Source organism: Ureibacillus sp. FSL K6-2830 (genome assembly GCF_038004145.1).
GTDB classification, from domain to species: Bacteria; Bacillota; Bacilli; order Bacillales_A; family Planococcaceae; genus Ureibacillus; species Ureibacillus thermosphaericus.
Window position 1 is genome coordinate 1,529,507 of sequence record NZ_JBBOQR010000001.1, and the last position, 16,713, is coordinate 1,546,219.

A 16,713-nucleotide genomic window follows, 5' to 3' on the forward strand; every position below is an offset into this window, starting at 1 on the left:
AATATTACTATAAGAAGTAAGGCTGTTCAGAAAGTGTTCGACTTTCTGAACAGCCCCTTTCTTACCTCTAGTCAAGTGTTTTTTATTAAATAATTTGGTTAACATAGATTTTATTTTGGAAGGAAGGGGTACCCCTTCCTTCCAAAATAAATTTTCGCATGACAAATAGACCTCACGATTTCCATTTTTTTCGCCAGGTCTTTGTGATATAATCTTACTTACGATTACTGATGCATTGTTGCCTTTTCGTAATCGTATTTCAGATTATGTGTGATAAGGTGATAAGCCGATTTCAAGAACTTATTCACGCATGCTATGGACGCAACTTTATGAGGTTTCCTCTGGGGTTGCGTTTTTAATTTATCATAATAATCTACAATATGATTTTGTGTATTTTTCCGTAGTTGGATCATGGTCTGGATCATGTAAAATAGAATCTTTCTAAGTTTGTTATTTCCTCTTTTATTAATCTTGTCTTTATAAAAGGTATTCCCAGATTGATATCTCATGATATCAATACCGACGTAAGCATTCAGTTGTTTATGGTTTTTGAATCGTCGAATATCTCCTAATTCTCCAATTAAACGAACTGCAGTCGTTTCTCCGATTCCTGGAAATGAAATTAAAATCTGATACTCTTGTTTATCTTTCGATAATTTAACCATCTTTTGGACAAGTTGATCTCTTTTCTCCTTCAAGTCTGCAATCCGTTTGGCATAATCCCGCACTTGTTCACAGCGAATATCATCTTTTGAAATTGCTGGATACGCTTCTTTTGCTGCTTCGATTAAAGCGATCCCTTTTTCTTCAGCACGTGCCAATGATAAGTTTTTTCTTGTGTTGGCTTTTAAACGATTACGAATCACTGTTTTTGAACAAACTAACACATGATCCGGATGAGGGTATAATTGAACGACATTCAAAAATAAAGCAGAACGTTTACTGAATAGCTTTTCTAACTCGGGAAAACTCAATTGTAGAATCGCATGTAAACGACTATATAAATGCGTCATTTCACTACTTAATTCATCATAATATCTCGTCATTGCACGCATTTGTTTATAATAATCCTCTTCTTGATAAGTTTGTTCACGTTCAACTCTAAAGTGAGTTTTCGCAAGTTCATGAGCGTCGCTTTTATCTGTTTTTTGTCTCCTCATTGAAGCCATTTGAATATTCGCTTCGAGTGGGTTAACTCGATAATACATATAACCTTGATCACCTAAGAATCGTTCTAGTGGTTTTGAATATACGCCTGTTGCTTCAAAGACAATATCAGGTGCCTGTCCATCTTTTTGTGTTAAAGTTATAAGGGTTTTGTTTAATTTCTCGAAAGAGTAACGGTTATGGGTTATTTCACCCTCATATTCGCATTGACGATAACGGTCGTAAATGACCATTGTACTTTTCCCCATACTGACATCAAATGCCACTACGTGTTTCATATTTTCTGCCTCTCCTTTTTAGCCAAACATAGAAGTTCTTCACATTGCCTTATCGATTCCATTTTCTTATACACGGTCTCTATGGACCCAACATACTAAACTGATTCAAATAAGGGTGTGAAGTTGGTCTGTTTTTAATACGGACTCTATTTGGTCCCAGGGGCTGTTCGACCTTCCTTCACTTCTACTATAAAAAAATAGTAGCACAAACCTTGGCCTAGGTCTGTACTACTAATGTTAGTATGTTTTTTATCAAACTGAACTTGTGGCAGACGCAATTCTTTGATCTTCCTTCACACAATCAATGGCAATTACAAGAGCAATAATGATGGTTTCCACCTCTTCTTTTAAGATTTGTGCTTTATAACTGTCTCCCCAAGTAAACCATTCTTTGCTTACTTGACCTATTTTTTCACCATGTTGGAATACTTGAAAATCTATATCCCACCAATTACCACGTACTTCTATTCCAGCTGAATCTATCGTATAGCGCGATTTAAAAAAGGTAAATTCCTTTATGATTGTTATGACGTGCTGCCCTCCTACTTCAACAGTAAATTTTGGCAATACACCAAATACTTTTTTTGTAATAAGGGCTACTTGTTGCCCCTCCATATTATAAATTGAAAAGGTTTTTGGAATTTTTAAGAATCTCCCTTTTACATAGTACACATCATTCTCATGTTCATCTTTGATCGTAAATTTATCAGTTAAGCTAAAAAACTTTTGTTTTATATACAGTTGTTTCATTCAGAATCTTCCTTTCAAAAAGGTTACAAACCTTTTAAGACAGTTTTCGAATGATGAAATCGATAAAATAACGACTAGCAATTGGCAACGTTTTTTTATTTTTATAAGCAATGCCAATTGTTCGAATGATCGGAGGGTTCACTTCTTTTATGACAAATCGGTAACGAACTTTTTTCATCACCATTTCCGATAGAATTGAAACGCCGAGTCCACTTTCGACCATTGACATTATTGTATAATCATCAATTACTCTATATTGAATATTAGGATGCAATCCTTTTTTCTTAAAAGCATTTAGCGGTTCATTTAGTTCTCCTTCTTCAAGTAATATAAACGGTTCCTTTGCTAAATCTTCTAATGTGACTGTTGAATCGTTTGCAAGAGGATGATTTTCTGGTAAGATTGCGACCATATTATCCTGCTTTAAAACAACTGTTTCTAAGTCTTCTGCCGCATCAGGATTGACAAACCCGAAATCCACACTGCCTTCTTTAATATATTTGACGATACTTGTATATTCTCCTTGCTGCAGGTGAAATTGCACGGATGGGTAAAGGTGTTTAAAATCTTGCATTAAACTTGGCAACCAATTGCTTGAAACGCTTGTAAAAGTTCCAATTCGAATATGCCCGTTTGCTAATCCTTGCATTTCCTTCGCTTTTTCAATCAGTTCTGCATGAGAATTTGCAACTCTCGTAATAAAAGGCAAAAATTCCTCTCCATCCGGCGTTAATGTAATGCCTTTTCTTGAACGGTATATCAACGTTGTCCCCATTTCTTCTTCAAGAGCTTGAATCATCTGACTGATAGCAGACTGAGTATAACCAAGTTCTGCCGCTGCTTTTGTGAAGCTCCCTCTTTCAATCACTTTTAAGAAAGCATAGTATTGTTTCATTTCTTATAAAACCCCTTCATAGACTTGCCTATGTAATAATTATAAACAATAATTTACTAGATTCCTCCCTAATATGTAAAATGATGGGATGAAAACTGATATTCCAATAGCAATGGCTTATTTTATAATTTCTATTGATATTACTTGTAATTAAATCCTTTTGAAGCAGTAGTGATGTCTGCCGCGAATTGAATTTAAACTGGACATTTATGCTAAAAGTGGACTTCTTCACTTTAATGAAATCAAATTCATCAATCCATTCATAATTCATAAAAAATCGTATTATGATGAAATAAGCAAAGGAAAAAGGAGGAACAACAAGCTTTAAGTAAAAGGAAATGGCGACGTTAGTAGGAGCATGGAATAATGACAACAAGGAGTGTATACATGAGGGGATCCATTTGGATTAAGCTTGCAGTTCTTTACTTGATTTTTGGAATTTGTGTAGGATTATTTATGTCGATGACGCTTAAACTTCAATGGGGTTCTGCTCATGCACATGTAAACTTAGTTGGTTTTGCAACAACGGCTATTTTCGGAGTTATCTATAGCCTTTATCCAAGAGCTGCAATCAATTCATTAGGTAAAACACACTTTTGGCTTCATCAATTAGGGGTCCCGGTTTTCCTACTCAGCGCCTTTTTAGTTCAAGTCCCTGGTATGCTCGATACAGCACATATTTTCACATATCTTGGCGGCGGTGCATTTTTATTAGGCAATCTCCTTTTTATCATCAACGCTTTTAAAAATATTAATGAATCTAATATTAGTAGGAAATCATTATAAAAATTTAGTACGCATCAATAAAGGCATGCAAACTTCATTTGTTTGCATGCCTTTTCGATTCTCTACAAACTGATTTTGTGAGTACCTAATAAAAGGCAAAGGGTGCCTCCTTTTCTTTTAAGTCGTTCATTACTCTCCCAACTTATGTACAATTTTATTCTTCATCACTATATCCTTCATTAATTTGTCTTATTTCAATAGTGAAAATTTAAAATTCATATTCTAAAAATTTCATGACAGAAATACCATTTATTAAGGAGGGACACTTGTTTGAAAAACTTTTTGAAAGCGATTCCATTGTCTTTGCAGCATTTGTTTGCTATGTTCGGTGCGACGATTTTAGTTCCAGCACTCACCGGATTAGATCCAGGAAGTGCACTTGTTGCTAGTGGTTTAGGGACTTTAATATTCCATTTGATTACGCGTGGAAAAGTTCCTACTTATTTAGGATCGTCTTTCGCTTTCATTGCGCCTTTAGCATTGTATGTAGGGGAATTGAATTCGCCGGGCGAGGCAGTTGCAGGACTTATTAGTGTTTCAATTGTTTATGGAATTGTTGCACTTCTTATTACTTTTATTGGTTTTGATAAAGTCCGGAAAGCAATTCCTCCAGTAGTTGTTGGCCCTGTTGTGAGTATCATTGGGTTAGCATTAGCAACGACAGCTGTTACAAATATGGCTAGTGTAAATTGGGATGTAGCAATCGTCAGCCTCCTTGCCGCAATTATCGCGACACTTGCAGGAAATAAAATGGTTCGTTTACTGCCAATTATTATTGGCCTAGGAGTAGGATACATTTATGCCGCAATTCGTGGAATCGTCGATTATAGCCCAATTGTAGATGCTCCAGTATTTGCTCTTCCTCATTTTGTCATGCCTGAATTCACATGGATTGTCATTTTCGGAATGGCACCTATTGCATTAGTTACAATCATCGAAGACTTAGGACATATGTTCGTATTAAATGAGATTACAGGTAAGGATGTAACGAAGGATCCAGGATTCTCAAGCATTCTTTGGGGAAACGGTCTCGCTACATTTATCTCTGGTTTAATTGGAGGTCCTGCACAAACAACTTATGCAGAAAACCTTGGCGTATTAGCAATTACTCGTCAATTCTCTAGCAGAATTATTCAAGGTGCGGGTGTCATTGCCATCTTATTAGGTTTATTCGGAAAAGTAGGGGCTGCAATTCAATCTATTCCTGTTGCTGTTATGGGTGGTATTTGTATCTTGTTATTTGGTATGATTGCTGGGATGGGAATACGCCACATGATCGAAGAAAAAGTGGATATGACGAACATGAAAAACTTAATTATTGTGGCAGTTATCTTTATTATCGGTATTGGATATGCAAACGGGATCGCTTATGCAACAATTGCTGGATTGCTTATTTATTGGCTTATTCCTGATTTTACAACAAAGAAGCAAAATTAACATAAAAATGCCGTTCCACATCTTGTTAAATGTGGGACGGCAAATTTTTTCCCAAACTTATTACAAGTTGCTTTGCAGTCTTTTTAAAATCCGTAAATAATCATCCCGGTCAATTCCAGGAGCAAATTCTTCCGGTAGTTCCGGAAGATCTGGTACTGGTGCCCCTTCCGGTGTTCCGTGAATGACTTTTAACGGGTCTCCGGTTTCAGGGTTCTGCCCTTTCCAAATTTGATTAATGTCGCGATAGTCTTCTTCTCCCCATGTATACAATACATTAAATAATCCTTGCTCCAAGAATGGTTTTGCATAATCGAATTTACTGTTATCCAAGCTTGGAACTGGGAGCATTTTCCCTACATCTACGCCTGTTGCAACTTCAAGGGCTTTTGCATATGCAATAATGTGTGTGCCGCCTCTGACGAGCAAGTAACCAATCATCGTTAATGCCGTCGGGTGAGTTGTCATCTCATAGACCCTCATTTTATGAGTTCTTGCACCAATTTCTAATAAATAATTAAAAAGAAGATCTGCTACAAGGTTGCCTGAATTTGTGACATATTCACCAGTCCACGGTCTCCCCATTGAATCTCCTGGATAGGCTGCTTGTGCAGTCGTTGTAAAGTGGAGGGAATAACGTGCGTCTTTTCCGTTTTGGAGTGGAGCGGTATCAGGACCAGTTGGAACTGTGTTGCCAATAGAGAGCAGGTTGATCGTATTCGCCACTAATTCCACATGACCAAATTCTTCTGCTGTAATACTTGCCACTAAGTCATAAAAAGGTTTAAGCTTTTTTTTGCCGCGGAAATTAAAGGATTGGAACATATAATTATTTAATGTAGACATTTCACCGAATTTACCACCGAGTAATTCTTGAACGGCTGCAGCCGCATTCATATCGCCATGGTCCGGAATCGGTAAATCAATGAGAATTTTATTTACACGTTTAAACATAAGAGTGAGTGAGCCTCCATCCATAATTTTTAACCGTTTCTATCTTATGATGGACGGTGCTTGACCTATGCATTCATATTGGTTGAATCCAAATAATTTGTTCAGTACGAACAAAAAATGGCGATCCACCCATATGAATGACAATATGATCTGGCATCACGGTTTTCAATTCCCCACGTAGACTGCCCCGAATTGTTTGAACTGCAATGGATTGATTTAAAAGTCTTTTTAATGATTCAAATACATACGGGTCACTAAGCTTCCAGTTTCCATTCATATTTCAACACCCCTTTTTACGAATCCATTGCAATATATGCAATATTAGACGAAAATGTGCTATTATCTACGGAGTTTCAAATTTTATAATAATCCAAAATTTTCTTCTTAATGTATAAGCAACAAAAAAAGTGCTGCACTCTTGAGATGATTACGTAAAGTGCTGCACTTTCTTAAAAGTATTTTATTCATTTCGCTTGTTTTTTTCTTCTACGGAAGTGAAATCAGCTTCTTCTCCAAATTCCGTTCCGTAATTGATATTGTTTTGTTGGCTTCTAGGACGAACCGTTTCTTGTCGCTCCATATCTTCCCATGGTTGAAACAAGAGTGTTAAACAAAATAGTCCGCTTAAACCAATTAGACTGTAGATAATACGTGATAAGGCTGTATCTTGTCCTCCAAATAATGTCGCTACTAAATCAAAATTAAAAAATCCAATAAGTCCCCAATTAATAGCTCCGATAATTGCTAATACTAAAGCTATTCTTTGCAACGTTCTCATGCAACATACCTCCTTTATTCTCCATTTACAATTCATTGGTATTTGAATTGTATTTTTATCATTTGTTTCAAAGGAGGTTTTCATACGTTTAAAGTTGGGATTTTTCATAATGAATGGTTTCTGAATTTGGGGATTATTACCAATATTTAAATTTATTGATATTCCGGATTTTGTTAAGAATAAACTTTTCCTTTGTTTAGCTTAATGGGAGACAGAAAATAATACTTACACTCTAATTCAATTTATTTTAAGTGTTCATTTAAAATGTTCTCTTCCAAAACTCCATCTGTACTACCATACACTTTGACGATATATTTTTCCCCCAAGTTCATAGAGCATCTAGAATCCCTTTCAAACTCCAACCATATTCACTTAATTCATACTCAACATTCGGAGGAACTTGATGATAAACAATTCGTTTAATAACTCCATCTTGCTCCAATTCGCGTAATTGTTGAGTTAACATTTTCTGTGTTATATCTGGCATTAGACGCTTTAATTCGCTTGGACGCTTTCAAAATAAGCTCCTCCCTACAAAAAACCTCCTATCAGATACTTAATAGTTATTACCTAGTTTTTTCGTAAAAAAACATGTTCGTTCCGAAGACTCACAAAGTTCTCGCTCATTAATAAAAGCCCCTTTTCTCTTAAAATGAATGGTACGAGAAAAGGGGGCTTTTATTCTAACTAACAAAGCACCACTTCTAATCTAAAGAATTATACAACTTCTTAAGTATTAATAGTAGTTTGAGCTGTTGGAGCGAAGTTAGTTACCACAAGAACTACTGGTGTATTTGCAATAATATCTGAATTTTCAGGAACAGTAATGACAAGTGATCCTGTACCAGTTCCACCTGGATTATATGTCACTAAATCTTGCATTACTTGTACACCGTTTACATATACAATTAAATAACTATTCTCATCTGATAATGCTGGAAGTGTAACACCTGTTGCTCCAGTATCATCCATGAAATCTTCTGCGTTAATTGTTAAAGTAGATGCCCCAGTTACAGGAGTATCTACTACATAAAAAAATTTTTGTACATCTGGATTAGTAAGTACAGTTGTAGCGGCATTAATTGCAAGCTTTAAAATTTCTAATGCCATCCATTTTCCTCCTTAAAGCTAATTTCATTTTATTGTATGGAGAAATTTTTTGTGTACTTAGGCATATTATAGTAGAAATTATTAGTAATTAATTGGAAGGAGCGGAATGATGGAAAGTAAAAAGTGTGCTAATAACTTACCTAAGCCATTTTTAAAAATCCCTCATTTACCACAGACAGAGTTTTCCTTTCACCTTCCAAAAAAGGTTGAAGTTTTTGAGTACTATACAAATTCAAACGGAAAATCAAGAATTTATAGAGATCAAGATGGCTTTACGAAAGGAAAAAATCAGAAAATCATTGACCCAAGTACCGTCTCCTATATGAATTTATTTATTAATGGTGTGCTACAACCTAAAGAAAATTACGAAGTCCAATGCGGTATGATTAAGTTAAAAACGAAAGACCTGCCACCAAAAGGAGCTCCAATTATTCTTCAAATGTTTAAGTTTTGAAATAGTACATTTCATAAGCATGTCTATCCTAAATTTTTTGAGGCGAATATTTGGAGATTTAAGGAAGATTTCCGAATATAGCTAAAATCGACGAGTTTGGGAACTTTGGAAAAGGGGCCTCGTGTATACTTTACAATTCCTACTCCACCATAAGGTCGTTTAGTTGAGCATACAAGTCCTGTTATAGTCAAAACAAAAACATACTAAGATTAGTAGTACAAACCAAGGCCAAGATTTGTGCTACTATTTTTTAGAAAAGTCGACCAGTCTCAGGGATCTTTGAATCCGTATTAAAAACTGGCTAACTTCACACCCTTATGAGAATCAGTTTAGTATGTTGGGTCCATAGAGATCGTGTATAAGAAAGTGGAATCGATAAGGTAAGGTGAAGACTTCTATGAATTTTCACTGATTTAAACTCATCAAAACACAAATGCTTTGGAAGGTAGTGAACATTTGGTTGATAGTAGCTATAAAAGCTGTCAATGACACGACTGACAGTGGCATGAGAAACATGATGTTTCATCGCAATATCTTTTTCGGATATTTTATCTTTGGCGTTTAAAGCAATCGATACTTTAGTATTGTTGGAAATACAACAGTTTTTAGCCACGACGCTCGTTTTTAAAGTAAACGTGGAATGACAATGTTTACAGAAATAACGCTGTTTACGCAATTTTAAGTAGGTATGAAAACCTGAAATGCTAGGCATTTTAATGAGAGACGTTTTAAAACCGTGTTTAATGATTTGATCATCGAAGACATGGCCACAAGCATAACAAGCTTTTGGTTGGTAAGTTAATTGGCCATAAAAGACTTTTGATTGGACCCCCTTAATGAGTTCTTCTGCACAAAAATTTTCATCAAATGTGATATTTTTATCTTTAATATTTAATAAATTACGTATAGAATAATGATGAGACATGTGACATCACTCCTTGTAAATGTGGTTTTGGTCGATTACATTTTACCAGAGTTTTGTCACTGTCTCATTTTTTTGTTCAAAAAATTGGTGCTGGTTTTTACTCACCAACACCAAATATTATAGATCCAATATTATAGAGCTAATTTTAATAACATATCAAAAAAACATCATTTTCTCCTTGGAGAAAATGATGTTTTTTTAGATTTGTTCCAACCTCTTATTTATTCGATTTCGATTAATAGGTCGCCTGTAGAAATAGAATCGCCCTCTTTGACGTAAATTTCTTTTACCACACCGTCTTTTGGCGCCTGCACAGTTGTTTCCATCTTCATGGCTTCCGTAATTAATAAATGGTCGCCCCGCTTGATCGGACTGCCTTTAGATACTACCACTTTCAAAATTGTACCCGGCATCGTTGCACCGATTTGATTTGGATTGGATGGGTCCGCTTTGACGGCTTTATTACCCGTTGCCTCCACCGTCATATCTTGTACGACAATTTCCCGAGGTTGGCCGTTAATTTCAAAGTAAATTACCCGTGTACCATCATGTTGAGGCTCGCCAATGGACACTAATTTAATAATCAATGTTTTTCCTTTTTCAATTTCCACTTCAATTTCTTCGCCCAGGCGCAAACCATATAAGAATGTTGGAGTATCTAATACAGAAATGTCACCATATTGAGCACGCACTTTAGCGTATTCTTCAAATACTTTTGGATATAGTGCATAGGAGATTAAATCTTTCTCAGTCGGTTTGAATCCGACTTTTTCTTCCAGCTTAACAGCAAGTTTACTAAAATCAACCGGCTCTAGCAGTTCACCAGGGCGCACCGTAATTGGCTTGCGGTCTTTTAGTATAAGCTTTTGCAGTTTTTTCGGGAATCCGCCATAAGGCTGTCCTAGATAACCTTGGAAAAATTCAATGACGGAATCAGGGAAGTCAAGCGTTTTCCCGCGCTCAAAAATATTTTCTTCATCTAAATCATTTTGCACCATAAAAAGCGCCATATCGCCAACAACTTTTGATGATGGCGTTACTTTTACAATATCGCCAAACATTAAATTGACGCGGGAATACATTTTCTTTACTTGCTCCCAGCGGTCCCCAAGCCCTACTGCTTTCGCTTGTTGCTGCAAGTTGCTGTATTGTCCGCCAGGCATTTCGTGTACATACACTTCTGAATGAGGGGCATTCATGCCGCTTTCGAAATCCACATAATATTTTCGCACATCCGCCCAATAGTAAGATAGTTTTTCAAGGGATTCTATATCCGCTCTAACTTGCCGTTTTTCGCCGCTTAAAGCATAGTAGAGCGAATTGGCGCTTGGCTGAGATGTTAAGCCAGCCATGGAACCTAATGCCGTATCAATAATGTCCACTCCTGCTTCAATGGCTTTTGCATAAACGAAAATCCCATTTCCGCTTGTATCATGGGTATGAAGATGAATTGGCAAATCTGTTGTTTCCTTCAATTCGGAAATTAAACGATAAGCTGCATTTGGTTTAAGCAGCCCTGCCATATCTTTAATGGCTAAAATATGCGCGCCGGCCTGTTCTAATTGTTTTGCCATTTCCTTGTAATATTGCACCGTATATTTTGCTCTTCCATCATCTAAAATATCGCCCGTATAGCAGATTGCCGCTTCTGCCACTTTTCCGTTGAGGCGAACTTCGTCAATGGCCACTTCCATCGCTTTTACCCAGTTCAATGAATCGAAAATGCGGAATACATCAATACCGGACTGAGCTGATAATTTTATAAACTCGCGGATGACGTTATCCGGATAGTTGGAATACCCTACCGCATTGCTTCCTCTAAATAACATTTGGAACAAGATATTTGGAATTTTTTTGCGCAATGTTTCCAATCGATCCCAAGGGTCTTCTTTTAAAAAGCGATACGCTACATCGAAAGTTGCACCTCCCCACATTTCAAGGGAGAAGAAATCGTTCATCAATTGGCTTGTAGCATCGGCAATTTCAAACATATCTTTCGAACGAACGCGTGTGGCAAGGAGCGATTGATGGGCATCCCGGAATGTTGTATCGGTAAGCAGTACATCATCTTGGGCTTTAATCCATTGGATAAGTCCAGCCACGCCTTGTTCATCTAAAATTTGTTTTGTACCAGTTACCTTTTTTTCAGGTACAGTCGGAATATGAGGCTGAACAAAGATTGGTTTTGGCCGCTTTTCGATTCCAGGGAAGCCATTTAATGTCACATTGCCGATATAGTTTAACAGCTTTGTCGCACGGTCTTTCCGTTCTTTAAATTCAAATAATTCCGGTGTTGTATCAATAAAGCTTGTATCGAATTGGCCGCTTAAAAATTTCTCATGGTTTACGACATTTTCTAAAAACGGAATATTGGTTTTCACACCTCGAATACGGAACTCCCGCAAATTGCGATCCATTTTTTGCGCTGCTTCTTCAAAGGTTCTTCCCCAAGTCGATAGTTTCACAAGCAACGAATCATAGTGAGGAGTAACAACTGCGCCTTGGAAACCGTTCCCTGCATCTAAACGGACACCAAAACCGCCGGATGAGCGATACACCATAATTTTTCCTGTATCCGGCATAAAATGGTTTTTTGGATCTTCCGTTGTAATCCGTGATTGAATGGCATAGCCAAATAAAGGAATCTTTTCTTGCTCAGGAATCCGAATTGCTTTACTGTGTAGTCCATGACCTTCCGCAATTTTAATTTGCGTCTGAACAATATCAACTCCTGTAATCATTTCGGTAATGGTATGTTCCACTTGAATGCGCGGGTTTACCTCAATAAAGTAAAAATTATCGCCCGTTACTAAAAACTCCACTGTCCCTGCATTCACATACTGCACATTTTTCATCAATTTTACAGCTGCTTCGCAAATGCGGCGGCGCAAATCTTCTGAAATTGAGATAGATGGCGCAATCTCTACCACTTTTTGATGGCGGCGTTGAATTGAGCAATCTCGTTCATATAAATGCACGATATTGCCGGCTTCATCCCCTAAAATTTGAACCTCTATATGTTTTGGTTTAACAATGGCTTTTTCCACGTAAACCTCATCCGAACCAAAAGCCGCTTTTGCTTCGGATTTGGCCCGTTCAAAAGCCTCTTTTAAATCGCTTGCCTTTTCCACAAGGCGCATTCCTCTGCCTCCACCGCCAAGTGCAGCTTTAATCATAATGGGGTAGCCGTATGTATCTGCAAACTGTTCAACTTCTTCCAAACTTTTTACTGGCCTATCTGTACCTGGAATGACAGGAATTCCAGCAGCGATGGCTTGTTCGCGAGCCTTTACTTTATCCCCAAATATGCTTAAATGTTTTGATTTTGGTCCAATGAAGATGATTCCTTCTTCTTCGCAACGGCGAGCAAACTCTACATTCTCTGATAAAAAGCCATATCCCGGGTGAATAGCATCCACATTTGCTTCTTTTGCTATTTTTAAAATTCCTTCAATATCTAAATAAGCATCAATCGGTTTTTTTCCATTTCCTACTAAATAGGATTCATCCGCTTTAAAACGATGAATGGCGCCGCTATCCTCATGGGAATAAATTGCAACGGTTTTTATTTTTAATTCAGTACATGCGCGGAAAATGCGGATGGCAATTTCGCCGCGGTTTGCTACTAAGACTTTTTCAATTTTTTTCATAAGTTTTCCCCCTATTACTCAAAATTGTTAGCAGCATCATCTATAACAGACAATACTGCTAAGATTTCAGAACTTATGGAATCATCCATGTAAGTACCGTGCTTTGCAAAAATGTAATGATACATATGCAGAGAAGTAAAATGAGACTATATTTTAAGGCGAATTTTAACAACTCTGATTCTCTTCCGATTAATCCCACCGCTGCAGCAGCTACAGCTAATGTTTGCGGCGAAATCATTTTTCCAGTCACGCCTCCCGATGTGTTGGCAGCCAATGCAAGAACCGGATCCATGCCGATGGATTCAGACGTAACTTGCTGCAACTTGGCAAACAATACGTTGGAAGATGTATCGGAACCTGTAACAAACACACCAATCCAGCCAAGCACCGGCGAGAAGAACGGGAATAAAGCTCCTGTTTTTGCCAATACTAAACCTAAAGTCGTCATCATGCCGGCTGTGTTTGCCACATAAGCATAACCAACAACGCAGCAAATAGTTAAAAGCGGGAATTTAATTTCGTTGATGGTTTCACCAAAAGTTTTTACCCATTTACCCCAAGAAACTTTCAATAGAAACTTAGATACTATAGCAGCAAATAAAATGGCTGTTCCCGCAGCACCTAATAATTCGAATTTATACACTGCCGCAATTTCTTTGCCTGTTGAACCATCAATCACTTGATTATGTAAAAACGGTACTTCCGGATAGAACGTGAGCGCACCACCAATGTTATTCACAAAGGTTAAAAATGCGTTCCCGCCTTCATATGTACCTAATAACGCCTTTTTGAAGGATGGAATTCCCCAGGCAGAAATAAATAGCGTTAATACAATAAACGGAGACCAAGCCCTTAAAATTTGTCCACTAGTATAATGATTTTTTGTATCCTCCATTTGGCCATCCGTTTCAAAACGATAAATATGTTTTGGCTGCCAAAAGCGCAAGAAAATCGCTAAAGCTACTAAGGATACTAAGGATGAAATAATATCCGGCAATTCGGCGCCCAAATAATTGGAACTTAAAAATTGCGCCACTGCAAACGAAATACCGGATACTAAAATTGCAGGCAGCACTTCAAAAGCCCGTTTAAAACCGACCATAATCACCACTAAAACAAAGGGAATAAATACGGCAATAATAGGCAATTGACGGCCTACCATTTTTGAAATTTCTAAAGCAGGAATCCCTGTAATCCCTTCCATTACGGTAATCGGTACCCCAATAGCACCGAAAGCTACAGGAGCTGTGTTTGCAATTAAACAAAGGGCCGCCGCTTGCAACGGTTTAAAACCCAACCCTACTAGCAACGCCGCTGTAATGGCAACCGGAGCGCCAAATCCTGCTGCCCCTTCCAAAAATGCCCCAAAAGAAAAGGCTATCAATAGAGCCTGAATACGACGATCTTCAGTAATAGATAACACCGATGAACGAATAACATCAAAGTGTCCGGTTTTTACCGTCAAGTTATATAAAAATACGGACGTAATGATAATCCAGCCAATTGGAATGATTCCATATACAGCCCCTTGCGAAGCAGATGCTACTGCTGTCAAAACTGGCACCTTAAATGCTAAAACTGCAATGACGATAGCTATAATTAAAGTGGTTAGCCCCGCCATATACCCTTTCATTTTTTTAATAGCAAGCGCCCAGAAAAAATATAAAATAGGAATTGTTGCAACCAGGGCTGTCCACCCTAAACTGTTTCCAACTGCTGTAAAATTTTGAGTAAATGTCATGCTCTTTCCCCCAATGTTTCAAAATATCCCCTATCAAGTCATCTGATGACCTTATGACTTAGATTATAAATTGAATTTTTTTAAAATTCAATGTTGTTTTATTTGAGTTACACTTTTATCTTCTCTGAACGAGAAGATTTTTCATTGTACTTTCGGTATAATGTATAATTAATTTACCGATTTTGCTTGAAAAACGAGGTGGACTATTTGAAACTTGCAAAAGTAAAAACGAAAAAAATTTACGAAGAAGTTTGTGAAATTCTTTATGAAAAGATCCGTACAGGCGAACTAAAACCAGGTGACCGTTTAGATTCTGTTGAATATTTAGCAGAGCAATTACAAGTCAGTAGATCCGCTGTTCGTGAAGCATTATCAGCCTTAAAAGCAATGGGGCTGATTGAAATAAAACAAGGCTCTGGCACATTTGTGAAAAACTTCCCTAAACAAAAACTGGAATTTCCTCTTTCTACGGCCATTATTACATACAGAGAATACGTCCCTCATTTGCTTGAATTAAGAAAAATTCTTGAAGTTGGGACGGCAAGAAGCGCAGCGAAAAACAGAACAAAAGAAGATCTTGTCATTTTAGAAGGAATCCTTGGGGAAATGAAAAACGTAGAAGGGGATGAAGAGCTTGGTGAAAAAGCGGATTTCGAATTCCATAAGGCCATTGCAAATGCTTCCCACAACCCTCTGCTACCTAATTTACTAAACCAAGTATCTGGGCTTACGATTGAATTAATGCGAGAAACAAGGCGCATTTGGTTATTTTCTAAACAAACCACGATTGAACAATTATATGATGAACATATGCAAATTTATTTAGCTATCAAACAACAAAATCCCGAACTGGCAGAACTCGCCATGTATTCCCATTTAAATAACGTAGAAGAAATTTTAATGAAATATTTCGATATGGCTGAATAAGGAAAAGTGTAGAAGTTTAATCAGCTTCTGCACTTTTTTATGTTTTGTATTTTCAAAAAATTATAGTAGAATTTAAAAAAATGTGTTACCATTTAAGTCATCTGATGACCTGTCGATTTATGTAGGATTATAGGGGGATTCATAATGAAAGTCTCATTATTTGCGACATGCCTTGTCGATATGTTTCAAGGGAATGTAGGAAAAGCGACTGTTGAACTTCTTGAACGGCTTGGTTGTGAAATCGATTTTCCTACATCACAAGTTTGCTGTGGTCAGCCGGCTTATAACAGCGGATATGTAGAAGAATCAAAAGGTTCCATGAAAAACATGATTAAAGCATTTGAACATGCAGAATATGTTGTTACGCCATCAGGTTCTTGCGCATATATGTTTAAAGAGTATCCGCATATTTTTAAAGGGGATCCGGAATGGGAACAAAGAGCGCAACGTTTAGCAGATAAAACCTATGAATTAACCGACTTTATTGTAAATATTTTAAAAATTGAAAATGTCGGAGCCCGGTTAAAAGGCAAAGCTACTTATCATACATCATGCCATATGACGAGACTTTTAGGAGTAAAAGATGCACCCATCCGATTACTTCAAAATGTTGAAGGACTGGAATATGTTGAACTTCCAGGAAACGAGCGCTGCTGTGGATTTGGCGGTACATTCTCTGTGAAAATGGGGAATATTTCCGGAGAAATGGTGGATGAAAAAGTTCGCAATATCGAAGAAACAGGAGCGGATATTTTAGTTGGTGCAGATGCCGGATGCCTTATTAATATTGGAGGAAGAACCAGCCGCACCGGAAAGCCGATTCGCGTTATGCATATTGCAGAAGTGTTAAATAGTCGCTAAGGG

General features: G+C 37.3%; 15 protein-coding genes and 1 pseudogene. 5 read left to right on the plus strand and 11 right to left on the minus strand.

Annotation, left to right across the window (positions count from 1 at the left end; all coding sequences use genetic code 11):
* Nucleotides 1–224 precede the first annotated feature (224 nt).
* The 3 genes from NSU17_RS07560 to NSU17_RS07570 all read right to left on the minus strand — a co-directional run bounded on the left by NSU17_RS07560 (nucleotide 225) and on the right by NSU17_RS07570 (nucleotide 3,090).
* Complete coding sequence (locus NSU17_RS07560; protein WP_340704705.1) at nucleotides 225–1,445, minus strand: IS110 family transposase; 1,221 nt, start codon at nucleotides 1,443–1,445, stop codon at nucleotides 225–227.
* A 252-nt stretch (nucleotides 1,446–1,697) separates the two neighbouring features.
* Nucleotides 1,698–2,195 carry an LURP-one-related/scramblase family protein gene (locus NSU17_RS07565; protein ID WP_340704706.1) on the minus strand — a complete coding sequence of 166 codons (498 nt, stop codon included), beginning with the start codon at nucleotides 2,193–2,195 and terminating at the stop codon, nucleotides 1,698–1,700.
* Nucleotides 2,196–2,229: 34 nt separating this feature from the next.
* Nucleotides 2,230–3,090, minus strand: a complete 861-nt coding sequence (locus NSU17_RS07570; RefSeq protein ID WP_340436729.1) for a LysR family transcriptional regulator — start codon at nucleotides 3,088–3,090, stop codon at nucleotides 2,230–2,232.
* Between the two features lie 387 nt (nucleotides 3,091–3,477).
* On the opposite strand from NSU17_RS07570, the gene NSU17_RS07575 reads away from it, so the two are divergent.
* Both NSU17_RS07575 and NSU17_RS07580 read left to right on the plus strand, forming a co-directional pair.
* Nucleotides 3,478–3,876, plus strand: a complete 399-nt coding sequence (locus NSU17_RS07575; RefSeq protein WP_016838881.1) for a hypothetical protein — start codon at nucleotides 3,478–3,480, stop codon at nucleotides 3,874–3,876.
* Between the two features lie 270 nt (nucleotides 3,877–4,146).
* Nucleotides 4,147–5,313, plus strand: coding sequence for a uracil-xanthine permease family protein (locus NSU17_RS07580; RefSeq protein WP_016838883.1), 1,167 nt, complete (start codon nucleotides 4,147–4,149; stop codon nucleotides 5,311–5,313).
* Between the two features lie 60 nt (nucleotides 5,314–5,373).
* Here NSU17_RS07580 and NSU17_RS07585 read toward each other — a convergent pair whose 3' ends face one another.
* From NSU17_RS07585 to NSU17_RS07605, 5 genes and pseudogenes are all read right to left on the minus strand, one after another.
* The gene (locus NSU17_RS07585) at nucleotides 5,374–6,264 is read right to left on the minus strand and encodes a manganese catalase family protein (RefSeq protein WP_340704707.1); all 891 of its coding nucleotides are present in this window, start codon (nucleotides 6,262–6,264) and stop codon (nucleotides 5,374–5,376) included.
* A 73-nt stretch (nucleotides 6,265–6,337) separates the two neighbouring features.
* A complete protein-coding gene (locus NSU17_RS07590; RefSeq protein WP_096550015.1) occupies nucleotides 6,338–6,541 on the minus strand; it encodes a YuzF family protein in 204 nt (67 codons plus the stop codon).
* Between the two features lie 183 nt (nucleotides 6,542–6,724).
* Nucleotides 6,725–7,042, minus strand: coding sequence for a DUF378 domain-containing protein (locus tag NSU17_RS07595; RefSeq protein WP_340704708.1), 318 nt, complete (start codon nucleotides 7,040–7,042; stop codon nucleotides 6,725–6,727).
* Between the two features lie 242 nt (nucleotides 7,043–7,284).
* Nucleotides 7,285–7,556: pseudogene (locus NSU17_RS07600) on the minus strand (winged helix-turn-helix transcriptional regulator); the annotation flags it as partial.
* Between the two features lie 215 nt (nucleotides 7,557–7,771).
* On the minus strand, nucleotides 7,772–8,152 hold the full coding sequence (locus tag NSU17_RS07605) for a DUF4183 domain-containing protein (RefSeq protein ID WP_340436444.1): 381 nt from the start codon (nucleotides 8,150–8,152) through the stop codon (nucleotides 7,772–7,774).
* A gap of 109 nt (nucleotides 8,153–8,261) precedes the next feature.
* Here NSU17_RS07605 and NSU17_RS07610 point away from each other — a divergent pair, with 109 nt between their 5' ends.
* Entirely contained in the window at nucleotides 8,262–8,606 is a 345-nt protein-coding gene (locus tag NSU17_RS07610; RefSeq protein ID WP_340704709.1) for a DUF4183 domain-containing protein, read from the plus strand.
* Between the two features lie 307 nt (nucleotides 8,607–8,913).
* Here the strand turns inward: NSU17_RS07610 and NSU17_RS07615 are convergent, their stop codons facing one another.
* The 3 genes from NSU17_RS07615 to NSU17_RS07625 all read right to left on the minus strand — a co-directional run bounded on the left by NSU17_RS07615 (nucleotide 8,914) and on the right by NSU17_RS07625 (nucleotide 14,922).
* On the minus strand, nucleotides 8,914–9,531 hold the full coding sequence (locus tag NSU17_RS07615) for a transposase family protein (RefSeq protein ID WP_340704710.1): 618 nt from the start codon (nucleotides 9,529–9,531) through the stop codon (nucleotides 8,914–8,916).
* Between the two features lie 221 nt (nucleotides 9,532–9,752).
* The gene (gene pyc / locus NSU17_RS07620; RefSeq protein WP_340704711.1) at nucleotides 9,753–13,181 is read right to left on the minus strand and encodes a pyruvate carboxylase; all 3,429 of its coding nucleotides are present in this window, start codon (nucleotides 13,179–13,181) and stop codon (nucleotides 9,753–9,755) included.
* Nucleotides 13,182–13,254: 73 nt separating this feature from the next.
* The gene (locus NSU17_RS07625) at nucleotides 13,255–14,922 is read right to left on the minus strand and encodes an L-lactate permease (RefSeq protein WP_340704712.1); all 1,668 of its coding nucleotides are present in this window, start codon (nucleotides 14,920–14,922) and stop codon (nucleotides 13,255–13,257) included.
* Nucleotides 14,923–15,129: 207 nt separating this feature from the next.
* Here NSU17_RS07625 and NSU17_RS07630 point away from each other — a divergent pair, with 207 nt between their 5' ends.
* Together NSU17_RS07630 and NSU17_RS07635 are read left to right on the plus strand one after the other, a co-directional pair.
* On the plus strand, nucleotides 15,130–15,849 hold the full coding sequence (locus NSU17_RS07630; RefSeq protein WP_340704713.1) for a FadR/GntR family transcriptional regulator: 720 nt from the start codon (nucleotides 15,130–15,132) through the stop codon (nucleotides 15,847–15,849).
* Nucleotides 15,850–15,993: 144 nt separating this feature from the next.
* Nucleotides 15,994–16,710, plus strand: a complete 717-nt coding sequence (locus tag NSU17_RS07635; protein ID WP_096550009.1) for a (Fe-S)-binding protein — start codon at nucleotides 15,994–15,996, stop codon at nucleotides 16,708–16,710.
* Nucleotides 16,711–16,713 lie beyond the last annotated feature (3 nt).